The sequence below is a fragment of the Pseudomonas fluorescens genome (assembly GCF_900215245.1).
Taxonomy (GTDB): Bacteria; Pseudomonadota; Gammaproteobacteria; order Pseudomonadales; family Pseudomonadaceae; genus Aquipseudomonas; species Aquipseudomonas fluorescens.
Genome location: NZ_LT907842.1, coordinates 2340076 through 2358698, shown reverse-complemented (window position 1 = coordinate 2358698; position 18623 = coordinate 2340076). Strand labels below are relative to the sequence as shown.

Annotated in this window: 16 protein-coding genes; 4 read left to right on the top strand and 12 right to left on the bottom strand. The window is 63.0% G+C overall.

Annotated elements, in window-relative coordinates; genetic code table 11:
* Window positions 1–91 precede the first annotated feature (91 nt).
* Window positions 92–934, bottom strand: coding sequence for a sulfotransferase family protein (locus tag CPH89_RS10965; RefSeq protein WP_053253796.1), 843 nt, complete (start codon window positions 932–934; stop codon window positions 92–94).
* Window positions 935–1043: 109 nt separating this feature from the next.
* Window positions 1044–2657 (bottom strand): glycosyltransferase family 39 protein, encoded by a 1614-nt coding sequence (locus CPH89_RS10960; RefSeq protein ID WP_053253732.1) that lies wholly within the window; start codon window positions 2655–2657, stop codon window positions 1044–1046.
* A 201-nt stretch (window positions 2658–2858) separates the two neighbouring features.
* Between CPH89_RS10960 and CPH89_RS10955 the strand changes: the two genes are divergently transcribed.
* Both CPH89_RS10955 and CPH89_RS10950 read left to right on the top strand, forming a co-directional pair.
* On the top strand, window positions 2859–3446 hold the full coding sequence (locus CPH89_RS10955; protein ID WP_053253731.1) for a phage tail protein: 588 nt from the start codon (window positions 2859–2861) through the stop codon (window positions 3444–3446).
* A gap of 50 nt (window positions 3447–3496) precedes the next feature.
* The gene (locus tag CPH89_RS10950) at window positions 3497–3805 is read left to right on the top strand and encodes a hypothetical protein (protein WP_053253730.1); all 309 of its coding nucleotides are present in this window, start codon (window positions 3497–3499) and stop codon (window positions 3803–3805) included.
* Here CPH89_RS10950 and CPH89_RS10945 read toward each other — a convergent pair.
* From CPH89_RS10945 to CPH89_RS10930, 4 genes are read right to left on the bottom strand one after another with little or no spacing between them, the layout of a single operon-like run.
* Window positions 3781–4296, bottom strand: a complete 516-nt coding sequence (locus tag CPH89_RS10945; protein WP_053253729.1) for a GNAT family N-acetyltransferase — start codon at window positions 4294–4296, stop codon at window positions 3781–3783. The genes CPH89_RS10950 and CPH89_RS10945 overlap by 25 nt on opposite strands.
* Window positions 4297–4311: 15 nt before the next feature.
* Entirely contained in the window at window positions 4312–6408 is a 2097-nt protein-coding gene (locus tag CPH89_RS10940) for a site-2 protease family protein (RefSeq protein WP_053253728.1), read from the bottom strand.
* Window positions 6408–7727, bottom strand: coding sequence for an efflux RND transporter periplasmic adaptor subunit (locus tag CPH89_RS10935; RefSeq protein WP_053253727.1), 1320 nt, complete (start codon window positions 7725–7727; stop codon window positions 6408–6410). Before CPH89_RS10935 ends, CPH89_RS10940 begins: the two co-directional genes overlap by 1 nt.
* Entirely contained in the window at window positions 7724–8497 is a 774-nt protein-coding gene (locus tag CPH89_RS10930) for an efflux RND transporter periplasmic adaptor subunit (protein ID WP_053253726.1), read from the bottom strand. Before CPH89_RS10930 ends, CPH89_RS10935 begins: the two co-directional genes overlap by 4 nt.
* 163 nt (window positions 8498–8660) lie before the next feature.
* Here CPH89_RS10930 and CPH89_RS10925 point away from each other — a divergent pair, with 163 nt between their 5' ends.
* Together CPH89_RS10925 and CPH89_RS10920 are read left to right on the top strand one after the other, a co-directional pair.
* Window positions 8661–10817 carry a PA5441 family protein gene (locus CPH89_RS10925; protein ID WP_053253725.1) on the top strand — a complete coding sequence of 719 codons (2157 nt, stop codon included), beginning with the start codon at window positions 8661–8663 and terminating at the stop codon, window positions 10815–10817.
* Complete coding sequence (locus CPH89_RS10920) at window positions 10814–11518, top strand: DUF3142 domain-containing protein (RefSeq protein ID WP_053253724.1); 705 nt, start codon at window positions 10814–10816, stop codon at window positions 11516–11518. Before CPH89_RS10925 ends, CPH89_RS10920 begins: the two co-directional genes overlap by 4 nt.
* Before the next feature lie 115 nt (window positions 11519–11633).
* Here CPH89_RS10920 and CPH89_RS10915 read toward each other — a convergent pair whose 3' ends face one another.
* The 6 genes from CPH89_RS10915 to CPH89_RS10890 all read right to left on the bottom strand — a co-directional run bounded on the left by CPH89_RS10915 (window position 11634) and on the right by CPH89_RS10890 (window position 18598).
* The gene (locus tag CPH89_RS10915; RefSeq protein ID WP_053253723.1) at window positions 11634–13085 is read right to left on the bottom strand and encodes an efflux transporter outer membrane subunit; all 1452 of its coding nucleotides are present in this window, start codon (window positions 13083–13085) and stop codon (window positions 11634–11636) included.
* The gene (locus CPH89_RS10910; protein ID WP_053253722.1) at window positions 13082–14140 is read right to left on the bottom strand and encodes an HlyD family secretion protein; all 1059 of its coding nucleotides are present in this window, start codon (window positions 14138–14140) and stop codon (window positions 13082–13084) included. The genes CPH89_RS10915 and CPH89_RS10910 overlap by 4 nt, the downstream gene beginning before the upstream one ends.
* Window positions 14141–14155: 15 nt before the next feature.
* Window positions 14156–15691 carry an MFS transporter gene (locus CPH89_RS10905; RefSeq protein WP_053253795.1) on the bottom strand — a complete coding sequence of 512 codons (1536 nt, stop codon included), beginning with the start codon at window positions 15689–15691 and terminating at the stop codon, window positions 14156–14158.
* Between the two features lie 211 nt (window positions 15692–15902).
* Window positions 15903–16823, bottom strand: coding sequence for a LysR family transcriptional regulator (locus CPH89_RS10900; RefSeq protein WP_053253721.1), 921 nt, complete (start codon window positions 16821–16823; stop codon window positions 15903–15905).
* Between the two features lie 60 nt (window positions 16824–16883).
* The gene (locus CPH89_RS10895) at window positions 16884–17732 is read right to left on the bottom strand and encodes an ABC transporter permease (protein ID WP_053253720.1); all 849 of its coding nucleotides are present in this window, start codon (window positions 17730–17732) and stop codon (window positions 16884–16886) included.
* Window positions 17733–17743: 11 nt separating this feature from the next.
* On the bottom strand, window positions 17744–18598 hold the full coding sequence (locus tag CPH89_RS10890) for an ABC transporter ATP-binding protein (protein WP_053253719.1): 855 nt from the start codon (window positions 18596–18598) through the stop codon (window positions 17744–17746).
* Window positions 18599–18623: the final 25 nt, after the last annotated feature.

Genomic DNA, 18623 nt, shown 5'->3' with positions numbered 1-18623 from the left:
CTGTTGTTGCCTGCCGTGCCTTACCTTTGCTCCACCACATGCTGCTCACCCGCTTGTCGAAGACTGTTACTCGAAACGAAAAAAGCCGCAATCAGCTGATTGCGGCGTCGGCCTTGGTACGAATGACATTGGCGGCGCTCAACGAGCCATCCCGCCAGAATTCCATGTGCGCATACTGCTCGAAGAGGTCAGGCGGCAGGATGGTGCGCCGAGGCTGCAACGCGACCTTGGATTTGACCCGATGCAGCCCGCTGACGCCCAAGGCGTCATCGAAGTCCGGCGCGTCATAACTGAGGTTGTCGAAATCATGCTCGAACCACGGCTCGCCGATAAATTCGTAGACGAGGCGCATCACCCGCTCAGGCGCCTGGGACAGCAAGTCGTAGTCAACGACCAGCATGGAATCGGCGTTTTCCCCGTAGTACGCCTCTTTGAGCGCCGACCAGGCATAGCCCACCAGGCGATTGCGCTGGCCCAGCGTTTCAACACGGCTGTAGACCGTGTTGCGCTCGACGTCATCGTTGAACAGCTTGGTGTTCTCGAACGGGTTGGCGCGATACAGCCGCTCAAGGCTGTCCATGATCCAGGCCACATTGCGCACGCAGGCGATCACTTTGGCCTGGGGGAACAGGTCATGCAGCGCGGGCATGCGCGCGCACCATTGGCGGTTGGTGTCGAAGACGATCGGGAGAGCGGTTTTGTCGGCGTAGTACGAATCGAACAGGCCGCGCAGCAAACGGCGCCGGGTGTCGGCGTCAATCACCGAACCAAACTCACTGCCGGCGCTGCATTGCCCCAGCACGCCGTTGAACAGGGTGCCTACGGGGCTGCTCATGCCGGCGTGAAACCGCGGGTTCTGCAACAGAATCGCAGACAGCAAAGTCGAACCGGAACGCGGTAATCCGGAGATAAAGTGATACTGCAATCCGTTCACCACTTTGTAGGACGAAAATCCATTTATGGGCGAAGCGTAGCTGAGGATTACAGTGTCGACTAGTGGTTATTTGCCACCATTTCGGCATTCGTCCAATGCCGATTAGAAATTAGTGGCAACCCTCTGGTTGCAAAGGCTCTGGACCGCGGCACAGCACAAACAACCGCGCGCGTGCCCCGCCGCCATCCTGGCGCAGAAGCTCGCGCCAGCCATCAGGAATCGGTGCGAAATCATCCGGCGGCTCGGTGCTGCTGACCAGCCACACACGGCGCGTATCGGCCGGTAATGCCGACAGGCGGTCAAGGTAAATACGCCCACCGTCCTGGTCGACCAGCGTACCGAATCCATAAGCGTTGGGTCGGGTCGACGTGCCATCCGGTTTTGGCGGCGTGTAGAGCTGCAATTGGGCGTCGGTCTGGTCGTAATACACGTAGCTGAGGTACCACAACATGTCGCTGAGGACGATGCGGTCGTCTTCCTGGTAATTACGGTTGATGAACTCCACCGGGACATTGAACTGGTCCTGCACGTCCACGGTGGCGTTGTTCTTCAGCCCCAACAATTCCACGCCTGCGAACACCACGAACAGCGCCGCCCCCAGCCACGAAAGGCGCGTCGGCAGGCGGTCGATGGCCACTGCCACGAGGATCGGCAAACCCAGTGCGTACACCGTGAGGTAGCGCTCGATAAAGACCGGTGAGATGAACGACACACCGTATACCAGCAGCAGCGGCAGCAGAAAGAACGCGGCCAGCAGGCAAGCCGGGCGATAACGCTCGCGGTCACGCCAGGCGGTGAGACCCACCACGGCGATCAACAGCAGTGGGAACAGCCAGAACAACGGCGGCCAGAAACCGATGCCTTCGTCCTGAAGCACGAACTGCCAGACCATCGACGGCACCGAAATCAGTGAAACCGGGTCTTCCCAGCCGATGTCACCGCCGACCTTGAGCTGCTCGACATGCTGGATCAGGTCCAGCAGGTTCGGCAGCCAGGGCAGGTACAACGCCACAATCAACGCGTTAGCGCACCACCAGGACGGACGAAGTATCAGGCGTTGGCCCCGCGCTTGAGACGTACACAACACGCCCAGCCACGCCCAATGCACCAGCACGCACAACGCGGTGAAGTAATGGGTGTAGAAAGCGGCCGCCATCAGCAGCGAATAGGCCGCCAGGTAGCGTGTGCGTTGAGGCTGACGGACCCAATACACCAGCGCCAGCGTGGCGCCCAGCAGCCACACGGCCAGCAGCGAATACATGCGCACTTCCTGGCTGTAACGCACTGCCGTCGGAAACAGCGCCAGCAGGACACCCGCCAGCACGGCCGCGCGACGGGTCGATAACTGTCGTGTGAGCGCGATGCCAAGGCCCACCGCCACCACGCCGGGAATGGCACTCATACCGCGAATCGACCAGATGCCATCGCCAAACAACCCGATCCACCCGCGCAGCATGAAAAAGTACAGCGGTGGGTGCACGTCATGGGCCGCGTGAAACCACAGGTCATCCATGGCGTATTCACTGAGCAACAGGCTTGAGCCTTCGTCGGCCCAGATCGCCGAGGCGGTCAGGCCATAGAAACGCACGGCCATCGCCAGCGCCAGGATCGGCACCCACCATAAGCGGGCCAGCCAACCGGCACCCTCCCAGGCGGCCGAGAGGCGATTGACTGCGGGAAATGCCCCCACTTTGTCGTCTTGCTCTACCACAGACCGTCGCACCTCAAATCCCCTCATACCGCCCATTAACCGGGGCGAAACCTGCGCTCGCGCAAACAAGCGCCACTCTAGGACAAACGCCCCGGTTTCGCTCGCTGTTTTACAACCGCCAGGCGCCGCGCAAAACCGCCGACTACGCTCTGCGATGACACCAGATCGATTGGCGTCACACCCACGCAAATCCCACCACAAGGATGAAAGAGCATGGAAGTATTCATCGGTACCATTCAACCCTTTGCGTTTAACTTTGCCCCGCAAGGCTGGGCCTTGTGCGAAGGTCAGATCCTCTCACTCAATCAATACCAGGCGCTGTTCGCCCTGATTGGCACCACTTACGGCGGCAACGGCAGCCAAAACTTCGGGTTGCCGAACCTGCAAGGCCGCTTGCCCATCGGCCAGGGCAACGGCGTAAACCTGTCACCGCGTGTTATCGGTGAGTTTTCAGGCACCGAAAGCGTCACCGCCACCCAGGCCAACCTGCCCGTCCATACCCACGCCACCACAACCCTGGCGGCCAGTACCTCAGTGCAACTGACCAGCGCCGTCAGCAACCCGGTGACAACACCGACCGCCACCAACGCCTACATCGGTGCATCCGGCACCGGCCCCGGCAGTGCTTCGATCTACTCCGACCAACAAGGCGCCAACCCGGTGGCGCTCAAAGGCGTCAACACCACGTTGACCGGCACGATTGCGCCGGCAGGCCAGGGCTTGCCGATGGGCACGATGAATCCGTTTCTGGTGATCAACTTCAGCATTGCCCTGACCGGACTCTTTCCATCACGCGGCTAAATACTCGGCCGGGGCTCACGGGCCTCGGCGCTTTTGAACGGGAGCCTTCTATGTTGAACCTGGTCACCTCTGAGCATTTTCGACCGCTGCTCAATTGCAGCAGCATGCTGTACCTGCCCGACGGCTCGGCGCTGCCGATCCAGATCCAGCACCTGACCGAAGCCCCCAAGGCCACCCTGCCGGGCAGCCCACGCGGGGCATTCAGTGTGTTGTTCGAAAGCCTTGGGCCCACCGACTTCGTCGACGGTTTATGCCGTTTGCCGTTGGTGGACACCTGCCTGGAACAGGTGTTCGTTTCCCGCGAGCCCGCCATGGGCCGTGATGAGCAACGCGGTTACTTCTGCATCGTGTTCAACTGAGACGGGTACCACACCAACCGCTGCGCAGCGGGCGTTTCTTCTTCCACACAAAACCCCAGCGCCAGGTAATGCTGGCGCGCATGGGGGTTGCTCGCCCAAACCACCGTGGCCACCGGGCAAAACACCTGGGTGGCCGCCTGCTGCACACCTTGCAGCACCGCACGGCCAAAGCCCTGGCCACGCGCGGCGGGGATGAATGCCAGGTACAACACGCGGATTTCATGGGCGCCAAAATCCGCACTTAAAGCGCCGATGGGCGTGCCCAACTTCTCGATCACGTAATGCAGGGCGCCGGGGAAATGCGCGTCCAGGCCCTGTTCCTGCACGTGGAATTGCTGGGCAATCACTTCTTCCACCAGCGCCTGCTCGCCGTCGATCCACTGCAAATCCGCACGCGCCGAGCGGTACAGGCGCTGCAAAAACGGCCCGTCGCTGCTGCGTGACGGGCGTACCACCAAGCCTTGCGCCAAGGCGCCATCCTTGTTCAACATTGCGTTCAACTCCTGTCAGAACCCGCTTTCCCTCACACCCAACGCGGCGGCGCGTCGCCAGGCCACGCCCAGCACCGACTCACTGCGGCCTTGCAACACCACCAAACCACGCAACGGCTGATGGGGCGTATCGATCGGTTGCTGGCTTTTCAAGCGCGCGCCGTACTGGGCCTGCAACGGCTGCGGGCGTTGATTTTCATCGCGGCGCACGGCAATCGGCCCGTGGTGGTCGGACGTCAGCGCCTCTTGATCCAGATAGGCCACACCATTCGCGTCGATGTCGGTCAACTCCACCGGGATCGCCGCGCGCATGGGGTCATCGGCGATAAAACGTCCCGTCGCGCCCGGCGCCACCCGCCACAGTTCGGCTTCGGCGAGGTAACCACGCAGCCGCGCGCCCTCTTCCACCACTTGCGCCAGCGGGTCTTTGGGCGACAGCCAGCGGCCCACACTCAATTGCGGCAGTAAATCGCGTACGGTGCCGGCGTGAGGCGCCCGTAACAGCAGGCGCTCGCGCTGCGCCGCCAAACCTCGGTATTCGGCCAACGCCTGGGACAGGCGCTGATCATTGATCCCGGCGTCCGCCGCCGTTTCGCTGCGCCCGGCCTGGCGGCGCATCTGCAACTGCAGGATGTCCACTTCGCGGCGCACGATGCTTTGCCGCGCATCCAGGTCCGGCGATTCCAGCTCAATCAGCACCTGGCCCTGGCTCACCACCTGCCCGTCCACCACCGACAAGGCCTTGACCCGCGCTGCCACCGGCGCATGCAGCGCACTGGAGCGCCCGGCCTCAAGCATGGCCGGCAACTCCACGGCGCTGCGCCACGGCAGCACCAGCGCCAGTACAATCAGCAGTAGCGCCAGGCCGCTGAGCAGCACGCGGGGAGCATAGGCCTGGGTGCGGCGGCTCCACCACTCGCGCCACTCCTTGAAAATCGGCAGGAAGATGAACCACACCAACTCGACCAGCATCAGGAAGATCCCGAGCAGCTTGAAGAACAGGTGATACACCGCCAGGGCAATCCCCAAAAACAGCGCCGCCCGCCACAACCACGCCAGGTAGCCCCAGCCCAGCAGTCGCCGTTGCATCTTCGGTGACCACGGCTCCGGCGCCGGCTCGCCATAGCCGAACAACAGCTCACGCAAGCGCCAGCGGCACAGCGCAAAAGCACGGCCTTGCAGGTTATCGACGCCCCACCAATCACTGATCAAAAAGTAACCATCAAAGCGCATAAAGGGGTTGAGGTTGATGGCCAGCGTGGTCAGCCACGTGGCGCTGGCCAGCATGAACGCCGCCGTGCGCGCAGGGCCATCGGGCAACAGCGACCAGGCCAGTAAGGCAATGCTCGCCAGCAGCAATTCGGCCATCACCCCACCGGCGCCGATCATCAACCGTGCGCGGCGATCATTGACCCGCCAGGCATCGCTGACGTCGGTGTAGAACATCGGCAGCAACACCATGAACGCCACCCCCATGCTCTGCACCCGGCAGCCGGCGCGCTTGGCCATAAAGGCATGGCCGAACTCATGGCACAGCTTGGCAAAGAACAGCGCCACGCCAAACGCCAGGGCGCCGCCGAGGCTGAACAGGTGCGGGAAAGTCGCCAGAAAACGCTGCCAGTCGCGCGCGACCAGAAACACCCCCAACCCCAGGATGATCGGCAGGCCGTAACGCAACAGCCCCGGCCCGAACCGCGCCAGCCAAGGCCACGCCCGGTTGAGAAACGCGTCGGGGCGCCAAAGCGGAATACGGAAAAACAGATACTGGTGCAGCAACACCTGCCACAGGCTTCGCTTTTGCGCGGCGGCTTTATGGAGGTAACTGGCGCGCTGCTGCGGGTCGAAGGCGGCGATCAAGTCATGGGCGCGCAGAAAGCTCAGCAACTCCTCGACTTCGCTGCCGCCCAACGGCAAACCCGGCTCTCGGTTGGCCGCCTGCAGGACGTGTTCCGGGTCGCCCAGGGACCAGTGGCGCAGCAGGCGAATGGCGGTCGCGCCGAGTTTGAAATAGCGCCCGCGTACCGGGTCGGCCAGGGTCCAGCGCGGCGAGCCGTCCAGGGCCGCGCCGGCACTGGACAGCTGCAGGTCTTCACGCAGTTTGGGCAGGCTCATCAGAGGCCAACGCTCTGGCGCAGGCCCGCCAGCGGCCTACGTAACAAATACAGGGCCAGCGGCGCACGCTCACCATAGATTTTTGCCGTGCCGCGCAGGCCGATACGCGGCGGCGCTTGATCAAACTGTGCATCGAGTCGATAAGCAAGCTGGCCGCCGGGCGTGGGCTGCGCTTCATACGCCGCACGTTGCAGGGTCGCCAGATGGCGTTGCAACGGGTCGCTGTCGAGGAACAGCGCCACTTGGGCGTTGGGCGCCAGGGCAATCGCGTCACCCACGGCCAGCTCGATGCGCAACTCGGCTTGAGCCGGGTCGGCGATCTGCAACAGGCGTTCGCCGGTTTGCACGGGTTTGCCGGTCCAGCGTTCGGCGTCGGCAAACACGGCGATGCCGTCGCGCTCGGCGCGTACCTCGCTGCGTTTGAGCAGTTCGCGGGCGTAGTCGCGTTCGGCGCGTTTTTGCTCGACCCTGGCCGCCAGCAGGTCGATGCGCGAGCTTGATTCGGCATCCGCAAACGCTCGCTGGGAATTGGCCTTGAGCTCAGCCTCGGCCACGCCCAGTGCGCGTGCCGCCACATCCGCCTGGGCGGTGAGCGTGGTGCTTTCGAAGCGCAGCAGCAGGTCGCCGGTTTTCACCGCCTGGTTGGGTTTGACCAGAAACTCGGCAATCACCCCGTCCAGCGGCGCCGCCACCACTTGCCCGGCCAACGGCACCACTTCGGCAGGCGCCAGCACCGATTGGCGCACGGGAATCAGCAGCAGCAACAGCAAGGCGACCACCACCAGCACCTGGCGTTTGCGCGTGAGGCGCAACCGCCACGGCTGACGCGGTTGCAACGCGTGCCAGGCGTGGCTGTAGGTATCGCCCAATTGTGCCAGCAACACCTGCTCGGCCGGGGCCCACGGCGTATCCCGCGCCAGCCACAAGCCGCCGAACACCCGGCCGTGGGGATCGATCAACGGCAGCCAGAACACATGCCCGGCGGACAGGCTTTGCCAGTCGGCCTGCACCGCGCCGCTCAACTGTTCGGCGGGAACGACACGTGCAGTCTGGCCCAGCGCCTGCTTATGCAACTGCGCCACCGCTTGCTCGACGAAAGCCACAAACGGCGCGTTCGGGTCGACGCTGCTCACCGCCGTCACAGCCTGTATCTTGCCGGCGATCAACAGCGCCGCATGGCGATAACCAAATAGCGGCTGGCCGTCATTGACCAGGCTGTAGGCCAGTTGCTCGGTCGTGCGTGCGGCGCGAGTCTGGCGTTCCAGCTCCAGAAACTGCGCGAACACCCGCTCGATATGCCCCGGCATCGGTGCGTTCATTGCAGTTGCGCAAAGTGGGCGGTGCCGCTCATGCCGGCCATCAAGCCAGTGGCACTGGGCAACGTGGCGACCAGCAGCAGGGTTTGGCTGCCCTCGTCGATGCGCGCGCCAAGGCGTTTGACGGTGGCGCTGAACGCCTTGCCGGTTTCGTCTGGAGTGAACTCGAAGGTCTGGCCGGGCTTGAGTTTGCCCATCCAGCGCGACGGCACCAGCAGGTGGATTTCAAGGCTGTGGTTGTCGACGATTTCCAGCAGCGGCGCCCCGGCCGACACGCTTTCATAGCGCTGCACCTTGCGTTGCACCACTTGGCCGTCAAACGGCGCCAGCACACTGCAGCGTTTGACCTGCACTTGGTAGACCTGGGACTGGGCCTGGGTTTCGGTGAGCTTGGCTTCGGCACGCGCCACTTCAAACCGGCCAACCGAATTGAGCGCCGCCAATTGCTTGTTGTGGGCCAGCTCTTCATTGGCGCCGCGGCTGGCAGCCTGGGCGGCATTCAGTTGGGCCTGGTAAGCCGAACAATCGAAACGCGCCAGGGTGTCGCCTTTCTTGAACGACTCGCCCTCACTGAACGGCAGTTCGACAATACGCCCCGACAACTCGCTGGCCAGCATCGCCTGGTCGCGAGCCCGTAGCACTCCGCGTGCTTCACTGCCGTTGCCGGCATTCGCCTCGGGCGGGTGATCCAACAGCGGATCGTGCGCCATCGCCAGTTGCGCTACGCCAATCAGACACGAAATCCCAAACATCCAGCTACGCAACTGCTCCATACGTTTACCACTCCCTGATGATGCCGGCAGTCTAGGGCAGCAAGGTCAAATTGCCACTACCCACAGCCGACAAATCTGAATTTATTGTAGGGCGCCGCCGACGTATTTGCAGGTGTGCGTTATTATTGCGGCCTTCCAAGGATCCAGGATCAAGGACACGCTCATGCGCATCGGTTTTCTGTCACCTCTGGCCGTGGCATTGCTCGCCGGCCTTTCGTTCCAAGCCCAGGCCAGCGGGGATGACTCGTGCTACCCCGATTGGCGGGTGTCGCGCGACAGCCTTGAAGGGTGCAGCAACCTGCCCTTCCTGAGCCCGGGCAATGACAGCCGGGTCAACCTGCGCCTGTTGCTAGCGGACAAGCAAGTCGCGCCGCTGACGCCAAGTGCATTGAGCGAAACTGACCTTGAGGAAGGCTTCGGCCCGGTGCCGTTCCCGGTGTATCGCCTCACCCCAATGACCGACGCAGCCGTCGAAAAACCCGAGGCGGCGCCTACGCCCAGCAAACTCGATGAGCTGCTCGCACCGCTGGGCATTCAGCGTGAAAACGACAAAGCGGCGGGTGACGCGTTCCTGACCGGCGAAGGCAGTCGCTGCCGCAGCAACGATGACAGCAGCGCCACGGCGTTTATCAGCCAGGTGGTCAGCGCCGACCTGCCTGAAGCGGAACGCCGACTTTTGGTCACTGGCCGTCTGAGTCTGCTGGGCGCCTGTACCTGGGAGGGCGCAAGCCTGGGTGACCCGGAGCACATCCAGTCCGCCGCAGGCCGCGAGCTGCGCACGTATCTTCAAGCCGCTGGCGACTTCTACAGCGGCCGGTTCGGCGACGCACAGCGCGGCTTTGTCGCCGCCGCCAGCGCCAGCCTGCCCTGGGTCAAGGAAACGGCGCTGTACATGATCGCCCGCACCGAGTTGAACCAGGCCCAGGAAAACGCGTTCGACGAATACGGCATGCCGCAATTGGAGCATGTGGATAAGGCCGTGTTGGCCGATGCGGATACCCGCTTCAACCTGTACCTGAAAACTTATCCACAGGGCGAATACGCAGCTTCCGCTCAAGGCCTGTTGCGCCGGGTGCATTGGCTGGCGGGCGATACCGACAAGCTGGCAAATGACCTGGCCGCGCAACTGAGCAGCGAGCAGCGCAACGTGTCGTTGGACGACCTGGTGCAGGAAACCGACAATAAGCTGCTGAGCGCGACCAACAAGCCTGCGGCCAACCCGCTGATGCTGGCCCTCAACGACTTGATGTGGATGCGTGCCGGCAACCCGCCCAAATTGACCCGCGACGCTTTGGCCGCGCAGAAGCCGGTGTTCGCCGAGGAGCCAGCGCTGTACGACTACGTGCAAGCAGCGTTTGCGCTGTACGTCGAGCATCAACCCGACAGCACGTTGAAACTGCTGCCTCAGGACGTACCCGCCAACCTGGGCTACCTGGCGTTCAGCCAACAGACCCTGCGCGGCCTCGCCCTGGAAGCCAAGAATGATTGGAAAGGCGCCGAAGCGCTGTGGCTGAAACTGTTGCCCCTGGCCAAGCAGCCCTTGCAGCGTGACCAGTTGGAACTGGCCCTGGCGATGAATTACGAGCGCAGCGGGCAACTGGCCAAGGTGTTTGCCACCGACTCGCCGATCAGCGCCAAACAGGTGCGCTACATCTTGCTGCGCAACATCGCAGGCCAGGATTTACTGCGCCAGCAGATTACCCAGGCAAGCGACCCGGCCGAGCGTGAAACTGCGCAGTTTGTGCTGCTGTACAAAGACCTGATGCGCGGCCAGTACGCCACCTTCGCCGAAGACTTCAAGCAACTGCCGGCATCCGTGCCACAAGACAAACTCAGTACCAGCCTGGGTTATGTCTATGGCGATGGTCGCTCGTTGCAGCTGTTCCAGTGGAACGGCGATAAACCTGAAGACGGCTACGCGTGCCCGAGCATTGCGCAAATCGCGAGCGCCCTGCAGGCCGATCCGAAAAACCCCAAGGGCCTGAATTGCCTGGGTGAGTTCATCCTGCGTAACCATCTGGATGGCATGCCGCTGGACCAGGCGCGCGCGGCGGGCAGCCTGGGCAGCACGGCCTCGCTGTTCAAAGGCGAGACCTTCTCACGGCTCGACGGCTACCGGCAGGTCATCGCCAACCCCAAGGCAGCGCATAACGACAAGGCCTATGCGCTGTTCCGTGCGATCAACTGCTATGCGCGGGCCGGTTACAACAATTGCGGCGGTGAAGATGTGGATAAATCCGTGCGCAAAGGCTGGTTCCGCCAGCTGAAAACCGGGTTTGCCGACACTGAGTGGGCCGAGTCCCTGAAGTATTACTGGTGAAACACCTGTGGCTAGGCTTGCTATTGCTGGCAAGCCCGGCCTTTGGCGCTGTTGACGCCCGCGACTATGACGCCTTCTGGCTGTGGAGCGGCGTCACCCCACAGCCAGTACTCAAACAGGCAAAAACCCTCTACATCCTCCAGGGCCAAATCAACTCCACCCGGCGCGCGCCCCAGCTTGGCGTGCAGTTTATCGCCCAAGGCATCAGCGTTCCGCGCATCACCCAGGGCGACGTCTGGGTGGTGTACCGCGCCCACACCCTGCACTGGCCGGAGCAGGTCTACACCCAACTGCTCGGCCAGGTGCAACGCTGGCGCGAGGCGGGCAACCCGGTGGTTGGCATCCAGATTGATTTCGACGCCCGTACCCAATACCTGCACGAGTACACACGCTTCCTGCGTGACCTGCGCCAGCGCCTGCCCGCCGACCTGAAGTTAAGCATTACGGGGCTTATGGACTGGAGCAGCAACGCCGATCCGGCCGCCATCGCCCAGCTCAAGGGCGTGGTAGATGAAGTGGTGGTGCAGACCTATCAGGGGCGCCACAGCATTCCGGATTACGCCGCGTACTTACCTCGGATGAACCGGCTGGGGCTGCCGTTCAAGGTCGGGCTGATTCAGGGTGGCGTGTGGGACGAGCCGGGGTATTTGAAGGGCAGCGAGTGGTTTCGCGGGTATGTGGTGTTTTTGCAAAACCGGTGATCACGCAGTACTCCCTGTGGGCGTGGGCACGCCCGCGATAGCGTCAGTCCAGTCAACGTGGTGTTGAATGATCCGCCCTCATCGCGGGCAAGCCCGCTCCCACAGGGAGAGGTCTTCAGCCTGCAGGAAGGGAGGCTGTTTCAGGGTAGACGGATTGCCACCCGCCGCCCAACGCCTTGTACAACCCGACCATGGCCAACGACACGCCGGTGGAGCTTTCCACCCACTGTTCCTGCGTCGCCAGCAGCGCGCTTTGCACCGTGAGCACGTTGACGAAATCCACCACGCCTTCGACGTACTGCTGTTGCGCGGTCGCCAGCGCGATCTGGTTCTGGCGCACCGCTTCGGCGAGGCTGTCGCGGCGCAGTTGACTGGCGTTGTAGCGGGTCAATTGGTCGTCGATTTCATGCCAGGCGCGCAATACGGTTTGCTGGTACGCCAGCGCCGCTTCCTGCTGCTGGGCCTCACGCAGGTTCAACATGCCTTGCAGGCGCCCGCCGTTGAACAGCGGCAGGCTGAACTGCGGGCCGAAGGCGAACGCGCGCGAGCCCCACGAACCGAAATCTGACAATTGCAGCGCTTGGGAACCGAGGCTGCCGGACAGGGTGATACGCGGGTAGAAATCGCCTTGGGCCACGCCAATGTTGGCGGTGGCGGCGTGCAAGCGTGCCTCGGCCTGACGGATATCCGGGCGGCGTTCGGCCAACTCCGACGGCAGGCCGATCGCGACCTGGCGCTGGGTTTGCGGCACGGCGGCGTCTTTGGACAGTTGCGCGTGCAGCGCTTGCGGCGGCTCGCCCATCAACAGGCTCAGGGCGTTGATCAGTTGGTCCTGGCGCTGCTGCAAATCCGGCAGGCGCGCGTCGATGGCAGCGACCTGGGCGGCGGCTTCGGCCACGTCAAGGTCTGTCGCCACGCCGTCGGCCAAGCGCAGTTGCGAGAGCTTGAGGCTGTGCCGGGCCACGTCGAGGTTTTGCTCGGTGACCGCACGGGTGTTCTGCACACCGCGCAGTTGGATGTAGTCCTGGGCGGTCTCGGCGAGTACCGATAAGAGCACCGCACGGCGGTCGTTCTCGGCGACTTGCAGGGTGGCGTCGGCGGCTTCGGTTTCACGCTTGACGCGGCCCCAGAAGTCCAGCTCCCAGGCCGCAGAGAAGCCCGTGTCCCACTGGTTGTAAGCCGACCGGCCACCCTCACCAGACGGGTCGTTCAGGCCTTTGGCGCTGTTGCGTTGGCGCCGGTAGTCACCCGTGGCGCTAACGTCGGGGTAACGCTCGGCGGTGGTCACCTGGCGTACCGCGCGGCTTTGTTGCAGGCGGCTGCTGGCCAGTTTCAAGTCGAGGTTATCGGTGACGGCACGGCGTGTGAGGGCCGAGAGTTGCGCATCGTGGAACACGTCCCACCAGCGCTCCTGCAACGGCTCGGTGACGGCGCGGCTGGCGGCCTGACGACCTTGAGGCTCGCTCCATTGCGTGACGTGTGGACCTTGAGGCCGTTGGAAATCCGGGCCGACGGTGCACGCGCTCAGGCTGATCAGGCTCAAGCTGAGCCAGACAAATGACTTCATTGCTGGGCCACCTCACGCGGTTGCGCGAGCGACTGGGTGTCGACACTGGCCTCCACCGACATGCCGACGCGCAAGCGCTCGGTCAGCGGTTGGTTCGACTCGAGGATGATCTTCACTGGAATACGCTGCACCACCTTGGTGAAGTTGCCGGTGGCATTGTCCGGTTTGACCGAGGCAAACGTCACGCCGGTGGCGGGCGCCAGGCTTTCCAGATGGCCGTTGAGCAACTCGCCGTCGAGGCTGTCGACACGCACCTGCACCGCCTGGCCAGCGTGCATATGCGACAGTTGAGTCTCCTGGAAATTAGCCACCACATAGGCCTCGGCCAAGGGCACCACCGCGAGGATCTTGCTGCCTGGCGTCACATAGGCGCCGACCCGTACCGCACGCTCACCGACCATGCCATCCACCGGCGCAACGATGCGCGTGTAGGACAGCTGATAACTGGCCATTTCCAGCGCAGCCTGGGCCCGTTTGAGCCCACCGGCGGCCGCATCACGCTGGGCGGTGAGGATTTCCACTTGCTTGCGTTCGGCGGCCAACACCGCCGTGGCACTGGCCAGGCGCGCGGTGGCCTGGTCGATGCGGGTCTTGGCCTGCTGCGCGTTCTGCACGGTGCCGGCCCCCACGCCGGCGAGGTGGTTGTAGCGGTTCAGTTCATGCTCGGCGAAGGCCACTTCGGCGCGGTCAGCCGACACGGTGGCCTGGGCCTGGGCGATCACCGAGCTTTGGCGCTCCAGGGTGGCGGTGGCGTTTTTCAGTTGGGCTTGGGCAACCAACGTATCCGCGTCGGCGGCTTGGGCGGCCGCGCGAAAATCACGGTCGTCGATCAATGCCAATAATTGGCCGGCTTTGACACGCTGGTTATCTTCCACCAGCACTTCCTTGATGAAGCCGGCAACACGCGGCGCCACCAGGGTGAAGTCGGCGGCGACGAAGGCATCGTTGGTGGTCTGGCGCTGGCTGCCCAGCACGCCTGGCGCGACCCGATAAACCAGCACGCCGACGGCAAACACAGCAATAACGGCGACGGCAATTTTGTCTTTGCGTTTCATGAGAAGTCCTTGAGGCTAGGTCGGTGCGCGAGGCGGAAAGATCCGCGTGGGCATCCAGAAAATCAGCAGGATCAACGCCACCGCGACACCGGCCATGACGTAATAGAGATCCGCAGAGGTCAGTACCACGGCCTGTTGGTGCAGGCGGTGCGCCAGGCCCGCCGCGTCGCCGTCGGCCAGCGGTGAATTGCCCAGTCGGTCCACCAACATCGTCGAGTGGAAGTGCAGCCGCTGGGTGGTCAGTACCTCAATCACGGCCGTGGCGATCACCGCCGCGAGGCCTTTTACAGTGTTGAACCAGGCCGAGGCGAACGGCCCATCAATCGGCTGGATGCTGCCGGTGGACAGCATCAGCAGCGGCAGTACGGCCATCGGCTGACCAAAAATTTGCAGCAGGTAAAGGCCATAGAAGTCATCGCGAATCCACGCCGAGGTCAGGTGTGCGCTGCCGATGCAGCACAGCACCAACAGGCTCAAGCCGATCCCCAGCACCCAACGGCAATCCACCCAACGCAGGTTGCACAGCGCCGCCACCAGCGGCAACGCGATCAACTGCGGCAACGCCATCAGCAACATCACCGGCGCGGTTTGCAGCGGCCGGTAACCCTGGACCTGAGCGAGGAAACTCGATGGGATGATGATCACCGAGGTCAGCACCATCAGCACGCCGGCCAGCACCACCAGGGCAAACGCCAGGTTGCGCAGGCCAAGCATCTGCAACTTGAAGAACGGAATCGGCTGCGACCATTCGTTGATCAAAAACAGCACCAGCAACAGGGTGCCGCCGCTTAGCAGGAATGTGATCAGGCCAGACTCGAACCAAGCCAGGCGATTGCCCTGCAACAGACCAATCACCAACATGCAGATCGCCGGAAACCCCAGGAGCAGGCCGCGCCAGTTGAACTGCTTTAATCGCTCCAGGCGCAACGGGTCTTGCGGCAAGCCGTAGGCCACGGCGGCCATCGCCAGCAGGCATGGCCCGACGATCTGCCAGAACGCCCATTGCCAGCCGACGTATTCGGTCCACAACGCCGCCAACGGCGTGCCCAGGCTGGGCCCGAAAGTGGCCGTGAGCGCATAGCCAGCCAGGCCATACAACTTGACGTTGGCCGGCAGGAAACGCAGCGCCACGGTCATCAGCATCGGCGGCAACGCGCCGCCAGCCAGGCCTTGCACAGTACGCAGCACCAACAGGCTTTCGTAGTTCGGGGCAAACGGACACAGGATCCCCAACACCGTGAACAAACCGATGGCCCACAGCGTGAAGCGGCGCAGGGAAAAGGTCACCGAACACCACGGCGCAAACGCCATGGCCGCAACCGAGGTGGCCGTGTAGGCCGCAACCAGCCAGGTGCCTTCGTCAAAGCCGATGTACAGCGCACCACGGATATCCGCGAGGGCGACCTTGGTGACCATCTCGTTGAGCCCGGAAACCAGCACCGCCAGCAACACACCGACCAATCCGATGATGATGCGCGGGCCGAACACGGGCGGGTTCAGCGCAACAGGTTTGGCTGCAGCCTGGAGGGCGGGGGCAGCGAGGGACGTCATGAACAGGTAACTCGGCATTAGAAATACCCGAGCAGTTTAATCAGGCTAATACATGACAAAAAAGTTACTTATCGGCAGGTTATAAGTGCGTCAGACGCAACTGTTAACAACAACGAAATGCTCTAGGCACCGGGCTTGCCTGCGATGCAGGCAACTCGGTCTGTCCGGCAGACCAAGGTGAGGTGATTGCAGGCAAGCCAGCTCCCACCTTTTAAGTGGGTTGGGCTTCCAGCCACGTGGCGTGGCAACTCGCGCGCATGGTCTCGCGCAGCCATTTGTGGGCCGGGTCTTTGTCGAAGCGCGGGTGCCAGGATTGAGCCAGAACCAGCGTCGGCAGGGAGATCGGCAGCGGGAATGAGCGCAGTGGCAGGTTCAGGCGGTTGGCGCTCAACAGGGCTTCCTTGGGCACCGGCAGCAGCAGGTCGGAATCAGGCAGCATGAACATCGCACCGTGAAAGCCGGGCGCGATCATCGCGACACGGCGCTCCAGGCCCTGGGCATTCAGCGCCGTGTCGATCGGACCACGGGCGATACCGCGCCGCGAAATGCTGATGTGGGAATAACTGGCGAAACGTGCGGCGGTGATTTCTTCGTCGAATAACGGGTGGTCTTGCCGCGCCAGGCCGACGAAGGTGGTTGAGAACAAATTCTGCACCTTCACCTCAGGGCTGGCCGGCGGCGTATTGCTGACCCGCAGGTCCAGGCGCCCTTCACGCAACGCATCGTCGTCGGTGTCGCCTTCGGGTACGAAACACAGCTCGCACAGCGGCGCCATGCGCTCCAGGGTGTCGAACAACCGACCGCCATACACCCCGACAAAAAAGTCATTGGCCCTCACGCTGAACCGGCGGCGCAAAGTGCGGAGGTCGACCTGATCCGCCGAGCGAAACAGCAACGCGGCCTGCTCCACCACGTTGCGAACCTGGCCCTGCAACTGCAACGCCTTGGGCGTCGGCACCAGGCCGCGACCGGCGCGCACCAGGATCGGATCACCCACCGCTTCGCGAATTCGCGTGAGGGTGCGGCTCATGGCCGCCGGGCTCAGGTTCATGCGCCGCGCGGCACCCACCACGCTGCCCTCGTCAAGCAAGGCGTCGAGGGCGACCAGCAGGTTCATGTCCGGTAGTTGCATGCCAAGCACTCGTGACTAATAGGGAGTGAACTGGGCGCAATCGTAGCAGGGATGAGGGGCTCAGCGCTGCATACCCCACCGCTTCACCGTCAGCCGCTCGAAGGTGTCGAACACCAGGTTTTCTACAAGCAGGCCGATCAGAATCACCACAGCCAAGCCGGCGAAGACTTTGTCGGTGTACAGCTCATTACGGTTCTGGAAGATGTACCAACCCAAGCCGCCCTTGCCGCTGGTGGCGCCGAACACCAGCTCGGCGGCGATCAACGTACGCCAGGCAAACGCCCAGCCGATTTTCAGGCCCGCCAGGATCGACGGCAGCGCCGCCGGGATCAGGATGAACAGCACAAAACGCATGCCCTTGAGGCCATAGTTGCGACCGGCCATGCGCAGGGTTTCCGACACGCCGAGGAACCCGGAGTAGGTATTCAGCGCCAAGGCCCACAGCACCGAATGCACCAGCACGAAAATCAGGCTGTTCTGCCCCAGGCCAAACCACAGCAGCGCCAGCGGCAGCAAGGCAATCGCCGGCAGCGGGTTGAACATCGAGGTCAGTGTGCTAAGCAGGTCGCGCCCCAATTGGGTCGACACCGCCAGCGTGGTCAAGGCGAACGCCAGCACAATGCCGATCAGGTAACCCTTGATCAGCACCGCCAGCGAGATACTCACTTTGCTGAGCAACTCACCACTGAGCAGGCCGTCGAACAGGGCGTGAGAGGTCTGCAGGAAACTTGGCAGCAGCAGGTCATTGTTCTGATAGCGGGCGACCGCCTCCCAGACAATCGCCAACACGATCAGGATCAGGCCTTTACGCAGCCAACCTTGTTGCCACAGGCGTTGACGCAGGGGAAGCTCGCGTTCCACAGGGACGCTGAGCAGCGGTTCGAGGGTGACTTCAAATTCCTGGCGCATGGGGTGCCCCTTCAGTAGGCGATGCGGATATCGGCGAAACCCAACTCACGTTCGGCCTCGGGCGCTTCATCGAACAGCAGGCGATGAATCCGCCGCGCCGACGCCTGGAACTCCACACCCCCCAGGCTGTGCAGGTCATATTGATGGCTGTGAATTTCCGCCCGCACCCGCCCGGGATGCGGCGACAGCAACAGGATGCGATTGCCCACCACCAACGCTTCTTCGATGGAGTGGGTGACGAACAACAGGGTAAAGCGCACCTCTTCCCACAGCAGCAGCAACTCTTCCTGCATCTTGCGTCGGGTCAAGGCGTCGAGGGCGGCGAAGGGTTCATCCATGAGCAGGATTTTCGGTTGCATGGCCAGCGCACGGGCAATGGCCACGCGGGCTTTCATGCCGCCGGAAAGGGTATGCGGGTAAGCCTCGGCGAACGCACTGAGGCCGACTTTTTCGAGGTAATGCAGGGCCCGCTCTTCGGCTTCGCGCCGCTTCAGGGTTTTCGACGCCAGGAGCGGGAACATCACGTTCTGCTTGACGGTTTTCCACGGCGGCAGTTGGTCGAATTCCTGAAACACCACAATGCGATCCGGGCCGGGCTCATCGACCTTTTGCCCCAACAGGCGAATCTCGCCTTCGCAGGGCTTGATAAACCCGGCGACGGATTTGAGCAAGGTGGACTTGCCGCAGCCTGAGGGGCCGAGCAGTACGTAACGGTCGGCCGGGTCGATCTCGAAGCTGACCTGGTGCGTGGCCCGCACCACGCGCTCGGGGGTACGGTATTCAAGGCTGACGTTATCCACCGCCAACAGGGGTTCGACGGTGGTGTTCCGGTTGCTGGCCGCGTGGCCTTGCAGGGGCGCGTTCATTTCATCTCTCTTGCCGGGAATAAGG